Raw genomic sequence first — 23,706 nt, forward strand, 5'->3', positions numbered from 1 at the left:
CTTAACTAGCATCACCGCCACCTTAGTTAATCTTTTCGCTGGAACCTTTACCACTATTCCCACCTCCTCCACCAGTACCTCTTGCCTTCTTGACAGCCGCAGCAGCCGCTTGACCAACAGCACCAGTAGCAGCTTTGGCAGCAGATAAAGCTTTACCCACCATTTGTCCAGGTGTATGACCTGAGCCAAGTGCTGCTCTATGGTTACCAGCAAGTTCAGCAGCCATGTTAGGCAGAATGTTTAAAAAGTGGTAAAAGAGGAATAACACTAGACACAATTTTAATAATTCTCCGATGAGAGAGCTGCCAAACTCCATGTATGTAAAGTCGAATAGACCAAGTATGCTGCTCTTTTTAAAGCTATAGTTTTGCATCATACATGCTAGAGTAGTTTCATTGTTATTACATTCTCCATCTTTCAATTTAAACCATTGTTTTTTGCTACCACCCGAGGCTTTTATTTTATCCTCATATTCCTTGTCCGACTTAAAGTTCAAATTTTTAAAATAAATTTTATCACATGCTATGAACATAAAGGACAAAAACGCAAAAAGGATAACCGGGTATAAGCTATAGGTGATTAATTCTCTTACCCAGCCATCAAAATATCCTTTGGTGTGTTGGAATAAAACCATAGGAATGAACAAAGGTGATAAAATGATGATTACACTTAAAGCAACTAGAGATAAAATAAACACATAGCACAGCCACAAAATAACCATCATCATCAGAATGGCCATAAATATACAGACAAGAGCTACTAAAATTTGTCCACCAGCGAAAATAATACCAATTATCGAACCTGCAACTAACAAGACAGGGGCAGCACCAAGCAAGACTGCTAACGTTGCAACACCTCCAGTACCAATTTTGCCACCAATCCCTTCTAAAGGTGCTCCTAAATAGAATATAATCCTACAATCAAGCCTATCCCAAGGAGCAAGGTAGCTATAATTTCTTGTACTATATTTATAATCATTAGCTTCATAATTACATATTCCTTTGCTTTCAGATGAAGCTTTCAGCACTATTTCTGACAAACCATTTGAGAGACGAGTTAATTCTCCATAATAATGAGACATGGTACTGCCTGTTGTGAAGTAAATCACTAAAGCGAATTTAATAATCAACATGTACATTTCTTGTGGGCTGCGCACTCCACCAGACATGGCTTTTATAGAGAACAGTATTAAAGCTAAAACCAAAACAGCAGTGACAGCGTTTTTCAACCTCTTTTGTGCTACAGACAAGAAACTGCCCTTGTTATGTCCATTTTGATCCTTAAGTGGGCTGCCACTTGAATCAATACCTGCAACTAAATTATCTAACGATTCCTTAATGCATTGCACTATCATAGAAGTTACGGGAATAGGAGCTAATGATTTACTCCCTGCCTGATTGTAACAAGCTTCAGAGACATACGAGCTAAAACAGCCTTTATTGTCGTAACCTACAAAAATTTTTCCTTCTTTTTCCCTATTTCTTATATTAGTTTTATAGTCATTATCACTACCAATAGAAACTTCTTCTTTCCCTGTGCCATCTTTATTTTTGAATATCATCACAGATTTTTCACACATAGGAGCAAGTGGGTCAGGTGGCAATTCTGTGCATCCCATATCAACCCCTTGCGGCCAAGGAGTCATTTCGATACCAAGCATGCTAACACTGGCTAACTCCACACATAATCTACCCATTTTTTTCACTGCTTTGAATGTTGATCCATGTATTGTTGCAGGCTCACCCCCAGCTTTGATCGTTTTACACTCTAGCTTACCATCAACTCTTGGTGACCATGACCCATCTACATATCCAGTATCTTTCTCTCTAACATTAAAGTCTATATCACCAAAAAGATTACCAAACGTTAAAGGATTTCTATGGCATACTTCTATATATTCACTGTATTGCACACCATTTTTTGGCCAGTAATAACTACCAGCATTTTGATCAGGTATGGAGTTTAAAATGCCCTTCTCTATTTTTTTACCTACTTCTATTGATCCATTTTCCTTATCAAAACATTTAAAATATTCATCTTCCTTTTGGTAATTCTTATTTATACACTCTGAATATTTTGAGTATTCTGGTTTTGAGAATCCGAAATCTTTATACTTTCCATCATGACCACGTGCAACTGGGTGTTTAACAAAACTATGTTCACAAACAACAAGCCCTCCTATCGCTTTCCAGACTCCAACAATTGCAGCTATCATTCCAATGACAACAAGAACAGTAAATAAACCAGCAGAAGAAACGATCAAAACAATGCCAGTAAATATTGCACCAACAGCAATCGCTATTCCAGCAAGTGCTGCAGCTGTTTTAAACGCTCCACAATCAGGGTTAGAAGCTCGGCTAAAGCTGCTAGTAGAATTAAATCTACTAACAAATTCCGTCTTGTCAGTACCACTTACTCCATCTGCAAGCACTGGATATGAGAGTAAGAAATCTATATTTAGTAAAAATATTGCAATTAATAGCAATGACAGCTTAGTCTTAAACATTTTTTACCTTCTGATAAAATATAGGCAACCATACTTTTGGGTTATCTCCAACTTCTTTTAATATATCATGTAACAGTATGACACTTTCTGCACGTCCAGATAATACGTTGATTATATCATCTAAGTCTTTTAAGTCTATTCTAGCTACCACAGCATTGACTCCTTGTTTCACCAAAAAGAATCTAGTACTTGGATCTGTGTGTTTAATTAATATATATTCACGTTCAGTTAACATAAAAACATCCCGATAGACACTAGTAGCTTTCAGATTTGGTAAAAAAATCTGTGTCGCTGTTTGTTGTACAAGCGTATCGCTAATAGCACTTTTACTTGCATCCTCAACACTCTGAGTAGCAAAAATTACAAAAGCATTTAGTTTTCTCAGTACCTTCAACCAGTCTTTTATCTTGGGTGCAAAAACTGGATTATCTATTAATGCCCATGCCTCATCAAGAACGATAATAGATGGAGTGCCATCAAGAGATATGCTAATTCTATGGAATAAATAAATCAATACTGGTCCAAGGGCAACAGGATCTTTGAGCAAGCTAGCCATCTCAAAACCAAACACTCTTGCTCGTGAAAAATCTAGTAAATCTTCTTTATTGTCAAATATTGCAGCATGAGAACCATTATCATGCCACATAGATATTGCTCCAGCTAGAGTATCAGGACCTGCAAGTCCTAAAAACGGTACAAGGTTTCTCAAGAACCTGTCTTCTTTTCTTAATTTAAAATTTCCTTCAATTGCATCATTAATTCGTGCAATATCTTCTGAAGTAAATTTATCATTATATACCGAAATTAAAGACTTTATCCACTCCATTAAAAATGTTCTATTATCAGAGGTATCATCAAGTTGTAAAGGATTAAAATTTGTTTTAGTTCTTGGTTCTATTACAGTATAGATACCACTAAGTGCTCTTAAGAAAATCTCTGCACCGCGATCTTTATCAAAAAAGAATATCCTTGGAGAAAACTTCATCGCTTGGGCACACAGGAAATTCATTAAAACAGTTTTACCAGCACCAGTTGGGCCAATTATCATAGTGTGTCCAACATCCCTTATATGAAAGTTGAAAAAAAATGGAGTACCAGATGTCGTGTCAAAAACTGTAACAGCGTCTCCCCAGTGGTTATTGAATTTATTGCCAGTAGGATAATTATGTTGAGATGCAAATCCAGCCAAATTAAGACTACTTATTGTAGCTTTTCTCACTATATAATCAAAATTACCAGGAATTTGCGCCCAAAATGCTGGTTCAAGGTTAACTCTCTCACGTATAGGGTAAACACCGCAATTAGAAAGCTCTGATTCTACCAACGACAGAGCGTTATCCAATGATTTAGGACTTTTTTCTATACATAAAATAGTCAGGTGATGTTGACCAAAGGCAATCTTACCACTCATTGCGTCATCAAGCGCTTGAGAAATTTCTGCTATTTGAGAAATAGCTTTATCTGCAGACTGTATCATTCGATTTTGCTGTATCTGCATTTTTCCAATCGCCATTTGCCTGTTTATAAATTGAAAAGATTGCGTAATTATAAACTCGTAAGGAAGTTGTAAAAACGAATCAAGCATTCCTGCAGAAGTATGATTTCCATATTCTTTGATACTAACTATTCCAGCATATTTACTCTCATTATGAGTCACAACCTGTATCATCTTACGGCCAAAGAATAACCTATGTACTGGTAAGTACCTTGATATTTCAGTTCTTAGCGGAAAAAGCGTATTTGTAACGAATCCACAATTTACGATTCTAGATAGAAACTCCATTATTTCGCAGAACAAACCATCTGGAGTTTCTTTTACTTCAAGAATTTTAGGCGAATAATTTCTAAGGCTTGTCACTACACGATTTGTCGTTTCCTCTAAATCTTCATACGTGGCACGTATATCACTTTCCCAAGCATGTTTTGAAGTTACATGTCCGAATTTTTTTAGTAGATGTGACAAAAATTCTACTCCTTTTGTGTCCGCTCTACGGATAATCGTAATGTATAGGTCATTAATAAATGATTGCCTTGTTGCGTGTTTTTCTCTCCATTTTAGATTTACGTGATTAGCGAAAAAATTCGGCAAACCTTGATTTGCAAATTCATCAGAAAAAATATTTTTCTTACGTCTGATAGTATGAAAATACAAACTAAATGCCGGAGACGAAATGCTTCTTAGCATCTGGTTCCTGATATTATTTTGTATTACTAAATCCTCGTCATCGGCGGTTTCAAATGCAAAGCCACTTAATTTTATAACCTTAACCAACCAATTTTCTTTTGTCATCAAGGTTGTGCTATTCCAATAGCAAGAATAAGGAATAAATTCAGCAGCGTGAACTTCCCTGCTCAGAGTAGATTTATTCTTTGATTGAACAGCCCCAAACCTCAGCATCACACAACATTAAGCAATATCATAAGAATTGGCTCCATGATAAAAACGATTTAAACATTTCGAGCACTTCCCTAATTTTACCATAAATAATTCAATAAACAACGGTTCTTTTGCAGAAGCTATATAACCAAGTCCATGTATACCTGGTAACATTAAGAGAATCACTCTCAAATCATTTGAATTAATGAAAATTAGCATGCAAATCAGGACGTTTAATATTGCAAACATATAACTCACACCAAAAAGCATTGCAGGTCTTGTAAGACCTTTGAATAATTGATCTGTTTGTATACTACCTGTGGACATATCTTTAACCTTCTAATAATAACTAATACTATATCATTATATTAAAAATCCATTGAAACTAGTAGCACTTTAAGTTAAGATACATTATTTAATCCAGATAATGACAAGTTGGCCGTTTCAAGAAGCAGAAAAAATATTGCAAGAATTTCCGAATAGAAAAGAAATAATATTTGAAACTGGTTATGGACCCTCTGGTTTACCCCACATAGGAACCTTTGGAGAGGTTTTCCGCACTACAGTTATTGTAAATGCATTAAAAAAAATAGCTCCTGGTATAAAAACCAAAATCATTGCAGTTTCAGATGATATGGATGGTTTGCGAAAAATACCAGATAATGTGCCAAATCAAGAGATGCTAAGAGAGCACTTAAATAAACCACTAACTATGATACCTGATCCATTTGCCACTCATCAGAGTTATGGTCATCATATGAATTCATTGTTGTGTAAATTTCTTGATATGTTTGAATTTGAATACGAGTTCAGGAGTGCAACAGAGTGTTATAAATCTGGCGTTTACGATGAAAAACTTTTACTCTTGCTGAAAAATTATGATAAAGTGATGAACGTAATGCTTCCATCATTTCGGGAAGAAAGACAGCAGACTTATAGTCCATTCTTGCCAATATGCCCAAAAACTTCTCAAGTTTTACAAGTTCCAGTAATTGAAACAAATACAGATAAAGGAACAATCACATATGAAGACCCAAACGGGGGAAAAATAAAAATTTCGGTGACAAAAGGAAAATGTAAATTGCAGTGGAAACCTGATTGGGGAATGAGGTGGGCCGCATTTGGAGTAAATTACGAAGCTCACGGAAAAGATTTAACTCCATCTGCTGTGTTTTCAAGTCAAATATGTGAAATACTTGGAGAAAAGCCACCACTTCTGTTTTGCTACGAGTTTTTCCTTGATAAAGAAGGAAAGAAAATATCAAAATCAAAAGGAAATGGCATTTCAATTGAAGAGTGGCTAACTTACGCACCAACAGAGAGCTTAGCATTGTACATTTTTCAGAGTCCTAAAAAAGCTAAACGTTTATATTTTGATGTGATACCAAAATCAACTGATGAATATTTAGGATTTGTAAAGCGTTATCATGAGAACAAAGAAAAGGATATAAATAATCCTGCTTGGCACATTCACCAGGGCAATGTTCCCAGTATAGAAACTTCAGGCATAAATTTCTCACTACTTTTAAACCTAGCAGCAGCTTGTAATGCTGAAAACAAAGAGATCCTATGGGGTTTTATATCCTCTTATGCACCGAACGTTACACCAGAAAATAATAAAATGCTTGATAGACTTTCAGACTTTGCAGTAAAGTATTATCACGATTTTATCAAGCCAACAAAATCATATAAAACTCCAAATGAAAAAGAGAAAGAAGCGTTACTAGATTTGAAGGACACTTTACATTCTCTATCTATAACTGCTACTGCTGAAGAAATTCAATCTCAGGTATTTTCTATTGGAAAAAAATATGATTACACTAACTTACGTGACTGGTTTCAGCTATTATATGAAACGTTACTTGGCCAAAAAACCGGTCCAAGAATGGGATCTTTCATAAAGCTTTATGGAATGGATAATACGATTTCTCTCATAGAAAGCGCTATTAAATGTATACTTTAAAGTTTACCTTCTTTCATTTGAGCTCTTTAGTTTTAATAAGAATTCCTTGACACCCTCAGCCAGCCCTCTTATCATAAGGATGAAGCTATTTATTTATCTTCGCAATCTGCAGATTAAAACGACAAAGGGAACTTTGTATTTGGCGTAAATCATGCTTAATTTTTTGCACTATGTGCACCTCATGTCTTTATAAAACTTTTAGGTTTCTACCTATACAAGCAGAAACGCGCTTATAAAGCGTTCAAGACATCAAAAGACGTCAAATAGAACAAGGGAGAATTTGAATGCTAGCTACCCTAGGGTTTCTTTGCCTTTTTTTTCCACTCAGTAAATTTCTTAACGTTTATAATTTAGGTTAGTCGCATTTAAAAGCGGCTGAATCGTAGCGTTTAGAATAAAAAACGCCAATATTTTGAAGTACATATAAATAACTAGTTAACCATGGGGCTTCTTTTGCCTTTTTTTCGTTTGGTAAATTTCTTAATGTTTATGGCTAAAGCAATTTAAGAGACCGAAAATGGTGTCATTCCAGTGCCCCTGTGATGTATTCCAGTGCTCCTTTTTTGTCATCCAAGTAGCTTGACACTGGGATCTATTTGCATGTAACTCCAATTGTGTTTTGGTATGAAACGCGACGCGTATTAGACTTATTTGCAAGCAAAGCTTGCTAGATCCGAGTGTCTGGGCACTGGGATGACATCATAGGGGTGCTGGGCATAAGTGTTGAAAGTATCAAAAATAACGTGATATGAGATGATCAACGGCATGTAAATTACCTCCCGACAGTAAAACAATCGAACGTATAAAAGAGTCATTTAGATCCAATGTGAATTGCAGTAATGCTATTTTGAACCCATGTAGATTATTTTTGATTTTATAAACAAGAAATAACAAAGCCGTAATAATAATCATGTAAATATACACCTTCATGCCATTCATAGTATGGCTTAAAAAGTGCTTATATCCAAGATTTTGCTTTATAAATTTAAAGAACACTTCTATATCCATCTGCGCCTATATAGCTCTGTTACTTCATAAGCTGGCATTTCAAACAAGTTTGTCAAAAACCATATTTCATCTCCAATTTTATTTCTGATTTTTATTAGCCGTAGATCATGCTTTTCTGCCACTTTACCTCGTGCACGATAAAGATTAACTATTATATCTTCTAAAATCTCTGATCCATCCGATTTTTGTTCTCTTATAAACGCGAATTCTGGATTAAGGAAGGAAGTATAGGAAATAGAAGGCTTTTTGGATTTGATGGAATAGGAGATGAGAGTAGAAAAGATATGAACCAAGAAATCAACAGGGGATCTATGGCGAGTGTGTTCAATTTCTAGTCTATTTTTTAGGTAACCAAAAACAGTCTCAATGATAGACCTTTTTCTCAGTAAAATCTTCTCATTTAGCGAAATTAATGTATTTTTCATACCTTTTTTCACCTTGGTAACAAGTTTCAAACCTCGGTCAAACAGCTTCTGAAAAAGCTCTTTTGCAATATAACCTTTGTCACCAAACAAAAGGCCGGTTAATTTTTCCGTCAAATTTGGCACAGGTATCCTATCATCAACATTGCCTTTTGTTAGCGTAAGTGCATGAATTTCACCATTTTCATTGATTACCATATGTAATTTGAAACCAAAAAACCAGCCGTAAGTACTCTTGCTTAATTTTGCAATTCCAGCAAAAACTTTGTTTTTGGATATTCTTTTTGCATGACAAACTGCAATGGGAGTTGTGTCTATATATGAAATTCCAGTGTTTTCTGACTGTCCACAAAGCCAATGCAACAACATTGCTAAATGCCACAAAACCCTAGGCTTTAGAGCAACAAACCTGGTATATGAAGGCAACTTTGGAAACTCTGATTTGTAGAGCAACGTTAGGTAATGTAGATAGAAAGTTTTGAAATTTTTACACGGAGATTGTTGATATAGCAGGATTATTGTCATGATTTCAGAGTGCTCAATTTCCGTTGTTCTTGTGGGTTTTTTACCATTTGGCAGTAGTTTGCCTGCAAAATTTTTCTCTATATCTCTGCAAAAATCATCGACCAAACAAAACAGTTTTGTTATGTCTTCCATGGGTAACCTCATCTATTTTTTTATAATTGCTGAGTTTACCCTGTTTTCTGCCTTTTCTATTCTCCTTTAATCCAGAATTCGCGTCTAAAAAATAGACTAGAAATTGAACACACTCGCCATAGATCCCCTGTTGATTTCTTGGTTCATATCTTTTCTACTCTCATCTCCTATTCCATCAAATCCAAAAAGCCTTCTATTTCCTATACTTCCTTCCTTAATCCAGAATTCGCGTTTATAAGAGAACAAAAATCGGATGGATCAGAGATTTTAGAAGATATAATAGTTAATCTTTATCGTGCACGAGGTAAAGTGGCAGAAAAGCATGATCTACGGCTAATAAAAATCAGAAATAAAATTGGAGATGAAATATGGTTTTTGACAAACTTGTTTGAAATGCCAGCTTATGAAGTAACAGAGCTATATAGGCGCAGATGGATATAGAAGTGTTCTTTAAATTTATAAAGCAAAATCTTGGATATAAGCACTTTTTAAGCCATACTATGAATGGCATGAAGGTGTATATTTACATGATTATTATTACGGCTTTGTTATTTCTTGTTTATAAAATCAAAAATAATCTACATGGGTTCAAAATAGCATTACTGCAATTCACATTGGATCTAAATGACTCTTTTATACGTTCGATTGTTTTACTGTCGGGAGGTAATTTACATGCCGTTGATCATCTCATATCACGTTATTTTTGATACTTTCAACACTTATGCCCAGCACCCCTATGATGTCATCCCAGTGCCCAGACACTCGGATCTAGCAAGCTTTGCTTGCAAATAAGTCTAATACGCGTCGCGTTTCATACCAAAACACAATTGGAGTTACATGCAAATAGATCCCAGTGTCAAGCTACTTGGATGACAAAAAAGGAGCACTGGAATACATCACAGGGGCACTGGAATGACACCATTTTCGGTCTCTTAAATTGCTTTAGCCATAAACATTAAGAAATTTACCAAGCGAAAAAAAAGGCAAAAGAAGCCCCGTGGTGGTTGGCTATTTACTATGTACTAAAATATCGGCGTTTTTTTTATTCTAAAACGCTTGATTAAGAGCGATTTAGCTGCTTTTAACTTGCAACTAACCTACACCGCAAGTGTTTAGGAAATTTACTAAGCAGGAAAAAAGGCAAAGAAACCCCGTAGTAGCTAGCATTCAAATTCTCCCTTGTCAATTTGACGTTTTTTGCTGTCTTAAACGCTTTGTAAGCGCGTTTCGGCTTATATAGGTAAAAACCCAGAAATTTTTAAAGACATGCGATGCACGTAGTGCGAAAAATTAAACATGAGACGCCAAATACCCTAAGTTTTTTGTCATTAACCTGCACAGATTGCGAAGATAAATAAATAGCTTCAGTTTCATGATAAGGGGACTGGCGAAGGGTGTCAAGCAAGTTTTTCGTTTCTGTGAACCACCTGCTAACCGACAGCTAACATTAACTACCGATATCGTATCTGAAGAAGCCCCCTGGCCATTCTAAAAAATTTAATACTGAGTACACCTTACTTTTGGCTTCCTCTATAGTGCTCCCTTCTGCTACTATATTTAGCACTCTTCCGCCATCGGAAACTAAGTTACCACTTTCATCCAATTTAGTACCAGCATGAAACACCAACACACCAGGAATGCTTTCAATCTTATCTAATCCTTTAATTACTTCTCCCTTTTGATAATTACCCGGATAGCCTTTACTTGCAACAACTACACAAACTGTAGATTTGTTGTTAAGTTCCACCATTTTGACATTTAACTTTCCTTCTGCAATTGACAACATCAATTTTAACAAATCGCAATTTGAATCAAATCTAGGTAATATAGATTGCGTTTCTGGATCACCGAATCTAACGTTATACTCGAGAAGTTTTGGGCTATCTTTGCAAATCATTAAACCAGCAAAGAGTACTCCTTTATAAGGCGTACCCATGTTAACCAATGCTTGAGCTGTAGGGTATATTATTTTTTGGATAATTTTTTGCTCCATGTCCTTACTTATAATTGAAGGTGATGAGTACGACCCCATACCTCCAGTATTTTGGCCTTCATTATTTTCATTCACTCTCTTATAATCTTTTGCACACCCAAGAGTTACTACTTTCAACCCATCAATAAGAGCAAAAAAACTTACTTCTTCTCCAATTAAAAACTCTTCTATGATTATTTCTTCACCTGATTCACCAAATTTCTTCTCCACTAGCATTGAATTTATTGCTGAAAAAGCTTCGCTTTCTGTATTACATATAACCACCCCTTTTCCTGCTGCAATTCCATTTGCTTTCACTACAAGTGGAAACTTTATTTTATTGCTACGTACAAAATCTTTAGCTAACCCTTCATCAACAAAACACTCATATTTGGCAGTTGGTATACCATATCGTTTACATAGCCCCTTGGTAAAAGACTTCGATCCCTCAAGTTTTGCAGTTGCTTGACTTGGAGCAAAAACATTTATTCCCTCTGCAACTAAATCATCAGCAAGCCCATCAATTATTGGTTGTTCTGGACCAATAACAACCAACTCTATATTTTCTCTCTTGCAAAATTGTGTAACATCCACTGAATTTTGAATATTTACATCCACAAGAGCCCCAAGATCTTTCATAGCTTGGCGACCAGGAGTTACATATAACTCAGTCAAGATAGGAGATTTTTTTAGAGCCCAAAGTAGAGCGTGCTCACGCCCACCAGAACCTATAACCAGAACCTTCATCTTTATTTCCTCGCTTTTCTATATGTCAAAATTATTATTTGCTTATAACAGTATCATTACTCATGTATTTTTGCAACACGTTTGGTATTGCAATCGACCCGTCAGAATTTTGATAATTCTCCATTATGGCAATAATCGTTCTTCCTATAGCTAAAGCTGAGCCGTTTAAAGTGTGAACATATTTTTTTATCTTTTTATCAGTTTCTGAAGAGTATTTAGCGTTCATCCTTCTTGCTTGAAATGCACCACAATTTGAGCAGCTTGATATTTCTCTATATTTATTTTGCCCAGGTAACCATACCTCTATGTCATAAGTCCTTTGTGCAGCAAAACCCATATCGCCACTGCACAGCAGCATTACTCTATACGGTAACTCCAGTTTTTTTAATATCTCTTCAGCAACATTCGTCATGCGCTCAAGTTCATCATTTGATTGGTCTTCAGTTGTAATACTCACCAATTCCACTTTACCAAATTGGTGTTGCCTTATCATGCCTCTCGTGTCTCGTCCTGCGCTGCCTGCTTCTTTACGAAAACACTCTGAATACGCAGTAAAACGAATAGGCAGTTCTTTTTCCTCTACTATTTTATCAGCAACCAAATTTGTTAAAAACACTTCACTTGTGGGAATCAACCTCAATTCGTCGGTAGTTAAATACGAATCGTCAGAAAATTTCGGTAGCTGACCAACATTATACATAGCTTCGTTTTTCACCAAAGCCGGGTGGTACACCTCAGTATAGCCAAATTCATTAACATGCATTTCAAGCATAAAATTTATTAGCGCTCGTCCAAGCTTAGCTAACTGTCCTTTTAATATCGCAAATCTTGATCCGGAAATTCTCGCCGCTTGTTCGAAGTCCATTAAACCTAACTTTTCTCCGAGTTCATAATGAGATTTTGCTGTAAAATCAAATTGCCTTTTTTCTCCGTATTTTCTAACTTCTAAGTTAGAACTCTCATCTGCACCTATTGGCACATCTTGCGCAGAAATATTCGGCAAGTTAGATAAAACATTCACTAACTTATCCTTTTCTGCTTGTTCTTTTAAGCTAATTGCCTCTATCTCATTTGTGATGTTTTTTGATGATTTTATTTGCTCTTCACAGGGGTTCTTGCTCATTTTTAGCTTTTTTATTTCCTCTGTGATTTCATTGCGCTGCCTATTTAAATCTTGCAATTTAGTGGTTAATGACCTTTTCCCGTGATCAATTTCTAATATCTCTTTTGCAGTAAACTCTCTTATCCCCCTGCTTTTCATTGCCTTTTCAAATCCTTCAGGGTTTTTGCGTATATATTCTATATCGTGCATATATTGTGCTATTACTAACATTGTTACTGTACTTTAAAAGCTCTTAATATTCAATATTTTCTCATACTACTAAAATTATTATGGTTGATTTTTTTGTTAGAATTTGTTAAAATTTAATTAACTTAGCATTCATAGGATGTAGCATGTTGAACATCACAAAAAAATATAATCAATTTAAAAAGAGCACTTACTTTGCTGGTGGGAAATTCGTTATCTACGCTACTTGTGTATGCCTAGCAGCCACATTTGCTGTTGGCTGTTTGGAGTTGATAATAGGATTCCTCTATTGACCTTTCCACTTGCTATGCTCATCTCTAACCCCGTGGTTTGGGTCTTAATGGGAATAATTCTTACAGTAGCATACAAATTAGCAAAGAACTATATTAATGGAAAAAGAGCAAGTCAAGGTGAGCAAAAAACTCAAGATGGAGATAGTGGTATTGTACCAGGAAGTGAACCCAATTCAAGGAACAGTAGTCGTAGAAGCTCTTTGGATAGTGGTTTGGGTGGTAAAGAGTTTCACGAAGATTTGGACACTCTTGTGCATCAGACAAACAGAAAAAACTATAGTTACTGGTTAGATGATAATGACATTACACATATTGCAAGAGTTGTATATGGGTACTCACAAAGTGAATATAGTAATAATAATGTCTATTTTCTTGCCCCTAGCTATTCTAATGGTTGGGACGAACTCACAAAAGAATTTCTTCAGAATTATAGAGGTGAATTCAAACAAAATTCTAAATTGATATTTACTTCTGTTCTTCATATTAACAATAATCATTGGGTAACTTTAGTTATTAAACCTGATGCAGGTGATAAAAAATTTAGAGCTTATTACTGTGACTCATTTGGTAATCAATTGCCAGATAATGTGCTAAATATTGTTAAAAGAGAACTGCAAAAAGAGGAATGGGTATTAGACATAAGAATTTCCCCAACTAAGCAGCAAAGTGACGGGTATAACTGTGGAATATTTGCGTTAGAAAATGCTCATAAAATTACACAAATGCTTAACGAAGACAAATCATTTGACGGAATTGACAAAAAGTTATCAGAATATAAATTTGATTTGAATGAGAAAAGAGAAGAATTTACAAGAGCGCTTATGGAAGATGAGAAATGTAAGAAAGATCTAAGAAATCGTAAGCGTCCGCCAAGGACGGAAACATCTCAGTCTTCTATTTCAAGGGAGAATGCAAGTTTGTGTTGCATTATGTAATCAATGAAAAATTACCATTGACCTTATGCCCCTCCAAATAGGAAATTTGACGATTGATTCTCCGGTAATTTTAGCGCCAATGTCTGGGGTGACTGATTATCCGTTTAGAAGTATTGTGAAGAAACTTGGTGCAAGTTTGTTAGTTTCAGAAATGATTGCAAGCAGAGCTATGATTATGCAAACTCGTCAGAGTCTGCAAAAAGCAAAAGTCGATGCATTAACTGCTGTGCAGCTTGCTGGGTGTGAGCCAGATGTTATGGCGGAGGCTGCAAAATTAAACGAGGACATGGGAGCAAAAATTATAGACATAAACTTTGGTTGCCCTGTTAAAAAAGTCGTAAACGGTTATGCAGGATCAGCGCTAATGCGTGATGAGAAAAAAGCCGCTGAGATAATTGAAGCTGTGGTCAAGGCAGTGAATGTGCCAGTTACAGTGAAAATGCGCACCGGGTGGAACGATGAAAATCGCAATGCACCAAGACTTGCGAAAATTGCCGAAGACTTAGGAGCAAAGATGATTACTGTACATGGAAGAACAAGGGCACAGCTTTATAACGGTCAAGCAGATTGGAAATTCGTTAGAAATGTTAAAGAGCAAGTAAAAATCCCAGTTATAGTAAATGGCGATATTAAAAATTTAAATGATATTCAGAATGCTCTCAAAGAATCTGGAGCAGACGGAGTGATGATAGGTCGTGGTGCCTACGGTAAACCTTGGCTGATTAATCAAGCAATGAACTTTCTCAGTGGAAGTGAAACTTCTGAGCCAACAGCTTCAGAGAGATTAAGCATCATACTCGAGCATTACGACAATATTCTTGAGTACTATGGAAATGACACAGGAATAAAGATGGCCCGCAAACACATAGGTTGGTACAGTAGCGGGCTTCAAGGCTCATCTGAATTTCGTGTGAGAGTAAATAACATGACAGATAGCACAGAAGTGAAAGAAAATATTATTGGCTTTTTTGGTCAAGAGACACACTAGCTGTACTCAATTCGACTGATCGTATGCCACTACGCTCTCTTCCTCACCAGAGTGTAAATGACAACCATTATCCATCAACCATTCCTCGTCATAAGTTTCAATATCAAAATATTTTTCATATTTATCCACATTATCACAAAGTGAAAGTGCTCTGATCTTATTCATAATCAAACCTGTACCAGCAGGAATTAATCTTCCTACTATAACATTTTCTTTTAATCCACTTAAAGGATCACTCTTCCCGCAGAATGCTGCTTCTGTAAGTACTTTTGTTGTCTCTTGGAAAGAGGCAGCAGAAATAAAGGAGCTAGTTTCAAGACTTGCCCTAGTAATCCCCTGCAGAATAGGAAGATAATGAGTAGGCCGTTTGCCAGAGTTACTCATAGCATCATTTTCCCTATCAACTTCCAGCTTGTCAATGCTTTCACCAACCAAGTACATAGTATCACCAGGATCAGTAATTTCCACTTTTTGTAGCATTTGTTTTAAGATCACCTCTAAATGCTTATTGTCTATACGAACACCCTGCAATCTATAAACTTGCTGTATTTCAGAAATCATATAGTGCGCTAAAGCTTCTAACCCAAGCACACGTAAAATATCATGGAGATCAGGGTCACCATCCATCAATAGATCACCTTTACGTACAAAATCACCTTCATTGACTATTACATGCTTACTTCTTGATACCAAATATTCAACTGGAGAAATTTGTTCATCTACAGGTTTAATTAATATACTGCGTTTTCCTCTACGGTCTTTTTCAGAAAACGCTACATAGCCATCTATCTCACTAACAATAGCATGCTCTTTAGGACGACGTGCTTCAAATAACTCTATAACCCTCGGTAAACCACCAGTAATATCACGAGTTTTAACTGACTCTCTTGGTGTTCTTGTAATAACATCACCTGCATGAACCTTCTGGCCATCTTGTACATTGAGCACTGCACCGATTGGTATAAAATAACATGCTTCAACGCCACTTGCGAGTGTCATTACTTTACCATTATCGTCAAGCAGCACAATACGAGGACGTAAATTAGCTCCACCAGAATGCAATTTCCAGTCTTTTACTACTTTGCTTGATATTCCTGTAGATTCATCCATCACTTCAGTGATCGAAATTCCATCTTTTAAGTCCTGATAAGACACTGTACCAGTCTTCTCCGTGATAATAGGCAATGTATAAGGATCCCATTCCGCAACTTTATCGCCAATTTTTACTGACCCACTCTCATCTACATAAAGCTTAGCGCCGTAAGGTACACTGTGCTTCAATTTCTCACTACCAAGGCTATCAATCAACACGACTTCACAGGAACGGCTTATCACAATTTTATTTCCGTTTCTATCTATAATTATATTACTATTGTTTAACTTTATTTTAGCATTAATAGAAGCTATAATATTCGAGGATTCAACGCCTCTAGTCATTACTCCACCTATATGAAAAGTACGCATCGTTAACTGAGTACCTGGCTCTCCAACAGATTGAGCAGCTATAACACCAACCGCTTCACCTATTGAAACAATTTTACCAGTTGCAAGGTCTCTTCCATAACATAAAGAACATACACCAGGACTTATTTCACAAGTTAAAGGCGATCTAATTTTTACAACATCAAGACCTGCAATGCTGATTTGCTTTACTTTATCCTCATCAATTAATTCCCCTGCTTTTACTAATAATTCTTTTGTCACTGGGTTATATATATCATTTGCAGCTGTTCTACCCAGCACAACACTCTCTAGAGATGCAACTATAGTACTTCCTTCAACTGTAGCTCTCACAACAAGACCATTTTTTGTTTTACAGTCATGCTTTGTAACTATGCAATTTTGAGATACATCAACTAAACGACGAGTTAAGTATCCAGAGTTTGCAGTTTTAAGTGCAGTGTCAGCTAAACCTTTACGCGCACCGTGAGTAGAATTAAAGTATTCAAATACGTTCAATCCTTCACGGAAATTAGAAATTATAGGTGTTTCTATAATCTCACCAGAAGGTTTGGTCATGAGCCCTCGCATTCCTGCTAGCTGTTTCATCTGTGAAGTAGAACCCCTTGCACCAGAGTTAACCATCATATACACTGAGTTGTACTTACTATTTCCATCATATATAGATATTGCTTTTAACATATCATTAGCTATCATATCCGTACACTTAGACCATTCATCTATAACCTTGTTATACCTCTCACTTCTAGTTATTAGCCCATCTTGATATTGCATAGAGAATTTCTTAATTTCACCCCTCGCGTGATCAACATGTGTAGCTTTAGTTTCAGGTATAACCATATCACAACGACCAAAAGAGACACCAGAAAATGTGGCATACTCAAAGCCAAGTACCATTAATTTATCAGAAAATGCCACTGTAGCACTTTGACCACAGTTACGATATACCAAATCAACTATACCAGTTATTTCCTTGACTGTTAATATCTGATTTATTAGATCGAAGCCTAGATTCTCATGCTTAGGAAAAATTTGCCATAATATTAAACGACCAAGAGTTGTACAAACAGTTTTATAGTGAGTTTCACCGCTGCTATTAATATACTCCATCCTATACTTTATACTAGAATGAATATGTAAAGTACCATCACTCAAGGAATGCTCAACTTCACAAAAAGCACCAAAAGATGGTAAATTATCTTCCTTAGGTTCTTGTAAAGTCAGATAATATATACCAAGTACTATATCTTTACTAGGAACTATAATCGGTCTGCCATTAGAAGGACTTAAAACGTTATTAGTGGACATCATCAACACCCTAGCTTCAAGCTGAGCTTCCAATGAAATTGGCACATGCACTGCCATTTGATCACCATCAAAATCAGCATTAAACGCCGTACAGACAAGCGGATGAAGCTGTATTGCTTTGCCTTCAATAAGGATTGGCTCAAAAGCCTGAATACCAAGTCTATGTAGCGTAGGCGCTCTATTCAACAAAACAGGATGCTCTTTTATTACCTCTTCAAGCATATCCCAAACTTCTGGTTTTTCTGCTCTTATCAACTTACTAGCAAACTTAATAGTTGGAGCCATACCATACATCTTAAGCTTTGAGTAAACAAAAGGTTTGAATAGTTCAAGAGCCATTCTTTTTGGTAATCCACACTGATTTAGTTTCAAAGTTGGACCAACAACTATTACAGAACGTCCAGAGTAGTCTACCCTTTTTCCTAAGAGGTTCTGGCGAAAACGACCCTGTTTTCCTTTTAACATATCACTAATGGACTTTTTATATCCAACAGCACCAGCTTTATTTACCAAAGTATTACGACGACTATTATCAAAAAGAGAATCAACTGCTTCTTGTAACATCCTTTTTTCATTACGAATCATAATCTCAGGAGGATTTAAGCTCAACAATTTCCTCAACCTGTTATTTCTATTAATAATAGTCCTATAATGATGATTCAGATCAGAAACTGCAGGACGACCACTCTCAAGCGATACCAAAGGACGCAAATCAGGTGGTAAAATAGGTATAGTTGTAAGTATCATCCACTCAGGCCTATTTCCAGATTTAATGAAGTTTTCAACAATACGCAATCTCTTTATAATTTTCTTTCTTCTTATCTCAGAAGCAACAGATTCTAATTCTAGTCTTAAATCCTTCCTAATTTCATGTAAATCAAGGCGCGTTAGCAACTCTCTTATAGCTTCAACACCTTGCATAGCTACAAAACTATCGATCCCATGGCTATCTTTAGCTTCATTATAAGCTTTTTCACTAATAATCTCATCTTTTTCAAAAGGCGAAACAAGAGGATCTATTACGATATAATTATCGCTATATAAAATATTCTCAATATCTCTGAGAGACATATCCAATAATGCTCCAATTCTTGAAGGAAGCGATTTCAAAAACCATATATGAGCAACAGAAGATGCAAGCTCTATATGACCCATCCTTTCTCTTCTTACTTTAGAAGATGTAACTTCTACTCCGCATTTTTCGCATATGCGACCTCTGTGTCTTCTTTTTTTGTATTTTCCACATAAACATTCATCGTCATTGACAGGGCCAAAAACCTTAGGACAAAATAATCCACCTTTCTCAACTTTGAACGTACGATAATTTGCAGTTGAAACATCTTCTATCTCACCACAAGATATACGCTTAATACTTTCAGGGCTAGCAATCGATATGCTAACCTCATTAAAAGGTTGTGCAATGTTAGTGTGAGATATATCTTCAATCACTACATCATTTTGCTTTAAATCTACATTTAAACATAAAGAACGTAGTTCTTTTATCATCACATTAAAGGATTCAGGAATTCCACATTCAAAATTACTGTCACCTTTTATTATCGATTCATAAATCTTAACTCTACCATTAATATCATCAGACTTCACAGTTAACATTTCCTGCAAAGTATAAGCAGCACCATAGGCTTGTAATGCCCAACATTCCATTTCACCAAAACGCTGACCACCAAAATGAGATTTTCCTCCAAGAGGTTGTTGAGTAACCAAACTATAAGGCCCTACTGAACGCGCATGAATTTTACCATCAACCAAGTGGTGCAACTTAAGTATGTACATGTAACCAACTGTAACCTTGCGGTCGAATTTTTCACCACTGCAACCGTCATATAATACAGCTTGTCCAGAGTTATCTAAACCAGCAAGTTCAAATAATTTTGCTATTTGTTCATCTTTTGGACCCTCAAATACAGGTGCAGCAACAGGAACGCCATCACGTAATTTGCGTGCAAATTCAATGAGATTATTATCACTAATATTACGAATATCATTACAGATAGATACGTTACTGCCATAGCTATAAACCTCAATCAGGAAGTTACGTAAATTGCTGTATGAACTTTTACAAGAGTTCAAATAGTTCTCTACTAACTCATTCAACTCGTCATTTAGTGCATTCTTATTAGGTGTATTTAAAACAGAAGCAGTTATTTCATCATCATCAATATTTTCAATTTTTTTATTATCAAGGTATGCTACTGCAAATTGTGTAAAATTATCATCGTTAAGGGACCTAATTCCCTTGCAAAAAGCACTTTTGATCTTATTGATCTCATCGAGAATATTACTTACCTTTTCCCCTAATTTTCTACAAGCCCAACCTACATGCGTTTCCAGTATTTGCCCTACATTCATTCGTGAAGGAACACCAAGAGGGTTAAGAATAATATCAACAGGAGTACCATCTTCCAGATAAGGCATATCTTCCACTGGCACAACTCGAGAAATCACACCTTTATTTCCATGTCTACCAGCCATTTTATCCCCTGGTTGCAGACTATGTTTCACAGCAATGAAAACTTTTACTGACATCGACACACCTTGAGGCAAGTCATAACCTTCATGTAATTTTTCTACTTTTCGCTTAAACTGTGCTATTGCATGTGATACTTTTTCATCAAAATCTTTTTTTAAGCTCTTAACTTGCTCAGAAATGGATTGGTTTTTTAATCCTATACCCCACCATTGCTCACGTTCAATAGAGTCAAATTTTTCTCGATCTTGAGAACCAGAATTAATAAGAAGTTTCTTCAGTTCATCATAGAAATATTCACTAGTAACATTGATTATATAATCTCGCTCTTCCTCAAAGTCATTTATCTCTTTTTGTTTGATGAGTAATGCCCTTTCATTTTCTTCAACCCCCCTGCGTGTAAAGACTTGTACATCAATTACTGTCCCTTCAACATCTGGAGATGTATATAAAGAGGAATCCGCACAATCGAATGACTTTTCACCAAAAATTGTCATTAATAACTTCGTTTCAGGAGGCAATGAAAGAGAAGGTTTAGGTGTAACTTTACCTACCAGAATATAGCCTGGACCAACTCTTGTACCAATTTTCACTATACCACTATCATCCAAGTGATATAGATTTTCTTCATTAACACCAGGTATAGCACGAGTTATTTTTTCTGATCCTAAAGGGGTATCATGTACAACACAGTCAAATTCTTCTATATGAATAGAAGTAAAGAGATCTTTTTTAACAACTTCACTAGAAATAATAATAGAGTCTTCAAAATTATAACCTTGCCAAGACATAAAAGCGACTAGCAAATTTTTACCAAGCGCCAACTCACCACTGTTAATTGCAGGACCATCAGCTATTACATCACCCTTTTTAACATAATCACCTACGCACACTAGCGGTCTTTGATTAATACAAGTATTATGGTTAGAACGCTGAAATTTCCTTAGATGATAAATATCTACGTCCAAGTAGTTAACCCTTTCTTTATCAAAAGCACGTATAACTATAGAGTTACTATCAGAACTATCAACTATGCCATCGCGTTTTGCTAAAACTACAGCACCAGAGCCAGAAGCTACAAAAGACTCCATACCAGTAGCAACCAGAGGAGCGGTAGGCTTCAATAAAGGTACGGCCTGACGTTGCATATTTGAGCCCATTAATGCTCTATTAGCATCATCATTTTCTAAAAATGGAATCAAGGAAGCTGCAACTGATATTACCTGCTTAGGAGATACGTCAATGTAACTAACTTGGTCGCTACTTACCATGACGAAGCTACCAGCATATCTACAGTATAGCATATCATCAACAAAGCAATTATTTTCATCAAGCTTTACGCTAGTGTCAGCTATATGATGTGAACCTTCGTCTATAGCAGAAAGATACTCAATTTGATCAGTAACAACCCTATTGACTACTTTTCTATAAGGGCTTTCAATGAAACCATATTTATTAATACGCGCGTATATAGCTAAGCTGTTGATTAACCCTATATTTTGCCCTTCAGGAGTCTCAATAGGGCAAATTCTTCCATAATGAGTTGGATGAACATCACGCACCTCAAATCCTGCCCGTTCTCTTGTTAAACCACCAGGACCTAACGCGGATAACCTTCTTTTATGTGTTATTTCAGATAACGGATTAGTCTGATCCATAAATTGAGATAATTGAGAAGAATTGAAGAAATCTCTTAAGACATTAGTTAACACTTTTGGATTAATAAAATCAGATGGAGAAACTTTATCTAAACTAGAAGTGGACATAGAATCAACTATTGCGCGTTCCAATTTCAACAACCCAGTTCTAAATTGATTTTCTATAAACTCTCCAACTGATCTTACTCTTCTGTTTCCTAAATGATCAATATCATCTACAGATCCTTGACTGTCACGTAACAATACTATTTTTTTCACAATTTCAATAATATCTTCATGCGTTAAAACAGTTAAATCCTCATCATAATTTAATCCAAGGTAAGAGTTAAGCTTCAACCTACCAATGTTAGACAAATCATAATATTCCGGACTGAAGAAAAGATTACGGAAAAACTCTTCTACTATCTCTAAAACAGGAACTTCACCAGGACGCAAAACTCTATATATTTCATATAGTGCATCCTGATAAGACATGTTTTCATCTAAGAAAAGCGTATTTAATATATAAGGTCCAACAAACAAATTATCTATGTTCAACACTGATATTTCATCTACAGATAATAACTCAAGCTTCTTTATGTCTTCCAGCTTTATAGATTCACCAGCAGATAAAATTTTCGTAGAGCTAGCACTATCCATTAAATCTTCTGCGAGGAATAAACCACATATAGAATTAAAAGGAACCAGATACTCTTTCAATTCATTATCATATAGCTTTTTAGCTAGTCTTGAGGTAATACGAACGTTAGCTTTAAGCAGCACATTACCTTCAATATCCATTAAGTCGAAAGGCAGCCTCACTCCTTTAAATTTATCAGGAACAAAAGGCACCTTCCAACCATCTTTATGTTTTACATACTTTATTTTCTCATAAAATCTATCGAGTATATCATTATTTGATAGACCCAACGCCTTTAATAAAACTGAAATTGGCAATTTTCTTTTTCTATCAACACGAAAATACAAATGGTCTTTAACATCAAATTCAATATCAAGCCAAGAACCCCTATAAGGAATAATTCTAGCAGAATAGATCAATTTACCAGAATTGTAAGTTTTTCCCTTATCGCTATCAAAAAATACACCAGGAGACCTATGCATTTGTGAGACGATAACTTTTTCCACACCATTAATGATGAAAGTGCCCTTATCAGTCATCATAGGCAACCCACAAAAGTGGACTTTCTGCTCTTCTATAGATTTTACAACGGTTGCAAGTTTAGAATGACCTCCACTCTCTTTAATCGATTTATATTCATCAAGAGAAATACCATCCTGCATAACAACAAGACGTATAGAAGCAATAACCTGAGCAGAAAAAGTTACACCACGCTTTATACACTCAGATTCATCATACTTAGGATCATCTACCCTACAACTTATAAACTCAATAGTAGCCCTACGCAAAGGATCATTTATTGGAAAGATTGTATGAAAGATAACTTCAAGTCTTTCATTACCCTTATTCTTAGGAGTAAAAGAATCATATGATTCTTTTTGAACCTTAACCAAATCCAATAAAGAATCTTTTAAATCAATCGACCTAGAATAAGAAACTCTAGGAACAAAAGCACCAGAAGCGTACATATAAGAAGAATCAACCATTAAAATACC

General features: G+C 35.8%; 9 protein-coding genes and 2 pseudogenes. 4 read left to right on the forward strand and 7 right to left on the reverse strand.

Annotated features, from left to right (window positions below):
• Window positions 1-22: 22 nt before the first annotated feature.
• From OPR17_RS03690 to OPR17_RS03700, 3 genes are read right to left on the reverse strand one after another with little or no spacing between them, the layout of a single operon-like run.
• A complete protein-coding gene (locus tag OPR17_RS03690; protein WP_265021198.1) occupies window positions 23-2,506 on the reverse strand; it encodes a TrbL/VirB6 family protein in 2,484 nt (827 codons plus the stop codon).
• Complete coding sequence (locus OPR17_RS03695; protein ID WP_265022162.1) at window positions 2,499-4,904, reverse strand: VirB4 family type IV secretion/conjugal transfer ATPase; 2,406 nt, start codon at window positions 4,902-4,904, stop codon at window positions 2,499-2,501. The genes OPR17_RS03690 and OPR17_RS03695 overlap by 8 nt, the downstream gene beginning before the upstream one ends.
• Window positions 4,905-4,913: 9 nt before the next feature.
• Window positions 4,914-5,210, reverse strand: a complete 297-nt coding sequence (locus OPR17_RS03700; protein WP_007548615.1) for a type IV secretion system protein VirB3 — start codon at window positions 5,208-5,210, stop codon at window positions 4,914-4,916.
• Between the two features lie 100 nt (window positions 5,211-5,310).
• On the opposite strand from OPR17_RS03700, the gene OPR17_RS03705 reads away from it, so the two are divergent.
• Window positions 5,311-6,846, forward strand: coding sequence for a lysine--tRNA ligase (locus OPR17_RS03705; RefSeq protein WP_265021199.1), 1,536 nt, complete (start codon window positions 5,311-5,313; stop codon window positions 6,844-6,846).
• A 1,223-nt stretch (window positions 6,847-8,069) separates the two neighbouring features.
• Here the strand turns inward: OPR17_RS03705 and OPR17_RS03710 are convergent.
• Window positions 8,070-8,933: pseudogene (locus OPR17_RS03710) on the reverse strand (IS982 family transposase); the annotation flags it as partial.
• 84 nt (window positions 8,934-9,017) lie between these two features.
• Between OPR17_RS03710 and OPR17_RS03715 the strand changes: the two are divergent.
• Window positions 9,018-9,149, forward strand: a pseudogene (locus OPR17_RS03715) (IS982 family transposase); the annotation flags it as partial.
• 1,231 nt (window positions 9,150-10,380) lie between these two features.
• Here OPR17_RS03715 and purD read toward each other — a convergent pair.
• Both purD and serS read right to left on the reverse strand, forming a co-directional pair.
• The gene (purD, locus tag OPR17_RS03720) at window positions 10,381-11,652 is read right to left on the reverse strand and encodes a phosphoribosylamine--glycine ligase (RefSeq protein ID WP_265021200.1); all 1,272 of its coding nucleotides are present in this window, start codon (window positions 11,650-11,652) and stop codon (window positions 10,381-10,383) included.
• A 34-nt stretch (window positions 11,653-11,686) separates the two neighbouring features.
• Window positions 11,687-12,964 carry a serine--tRNA ligase gene (gene serS, locus OPR17_RS03725; protein ID WP_265021201.1) on the reverse strand — a complete coding sequence of 426 codons (1,278 nt, stop codon included), beginning with the start codon at window positions 12,962-12,964 and terminating at the stop codon, window positions 11,687-11,689.
• 337 nt (window positions 12,965-13,301) lie between these two features.
• On the opposite strand from serS, the gene OPR17_RS03730 reads away from it, so the two are divergent.
• Both OPR17_RS03730 and dusB read left to right on the forward strand, forming a co-directional pair.
• Entirely contained in the window at window positions 13,302-14,189 is an 888-nt protein-coding gene (locus tag OPR17_RS03730; RefSeq protein ID WP_265021202.1) for a C48 family peptidase, read from the forward strand.
• 25 nt (window positions 14,190-14,214) lie between these two features.
• Entirely contained in the window at window positions 14,215-15,177 is a 963-nt protein-coding gene (dusB, locus tag OPR17_RS03735) for a tRNA dihydrouridine synthase DusB (RefSeq protein ID WP_265021203.1), read from the forward strand.
• 6 nt (window positions 15,178-15,183) lie between these two features.
• Here the strand turns inward: dusB and OPR17_RS03740 are convergent, their stop codons facing one another.
• Entirely contained in the window at window positions 15,184-23,697 is an 8,514-nt protein-coding gene (locus OPR17_RS03740; RefSeq protein WP_265021204.1) for a DNA-directed RNA polymerase subunit beta/beta', read from the reverse strand.
• Between the last annotated feature and the right edge of the window lie 9 nt (window positions 23,698-23,706).

This window comes from Wolbachia endosymbiont (group A) of Icerya purchasi, assembly GCF_947251635.1.
Classification (GTDB): domain Bacteria; phylum Pseudomonadota; class Alphaproteobacteria; order Rickettsiales; family Anaplasmataceae; genus Wolbachia; species Wolbachia pipientis.

Bases quoted from the DNA above. Each gene is read 5' to 3' on its own strand.
- OPR17_RS03730 (WP_265021202.1), top strand. From the start codon at position 13,302: ATGGGAATAATTCTTACAGTAGCATACAAATTAGCAAAGAACTATATT.
- OPR17_RS03700 (WP_007548615.1), bottom strand. From the start codon at position 5,210: ATGTCCACAGGTAGTATACAAACAGATCAATTATTCAAAGGTCTTACA.
- dusB (WP_265021203.1), top strand. From the start codon at position 14,215: ATGCCCCTCCAAATAGGAAATTTGACGATTGATTCTCCGGTAATTTTA.
- purD (WP_265021200.1), bottom strand. From the start codon at position 11,652: ATGAAGGTTCTGGTTATAGGTTCTGGTGGGCGTGAGCACGCTCTACTT.
- OPR17_RS03695 (WP_265022162.1), bottom strand. From the start codon at position 4,904: ATGCTGAGGTTTGGGGCTGTTCAATCAAAGAATAAATCTACTCTGAGC.
- OPR17_RS03740 (WP_265021204.1), bottom strand. From the start codon at position 23,697: ATGGTTGATTCTTCTTATATGTACGCTTCTGGTGCTTTTGTTCCTAGA.
- serS (WP_265021201.1), bottom strand. From the start codon at position 12,964: ATGCACGATATAGAATATATACGCAAAAACCCTGAAGGATTTGAAAAG.
- OPR17_RS03690 (WP_265021198.1), bottom strand. From the start codon at position 2,506: ATGTTTAAGACTAAGCTGTCATTGCTATTAATTGCAATATTTTTACTA.
- OPR17_RS03705 (WP_265021199.1), top strand. From the start codon at position 5,311: ATGACAAGTTGGCCGTTTCAAGAAGCAGAAAAAATATTGCAAGAATTT.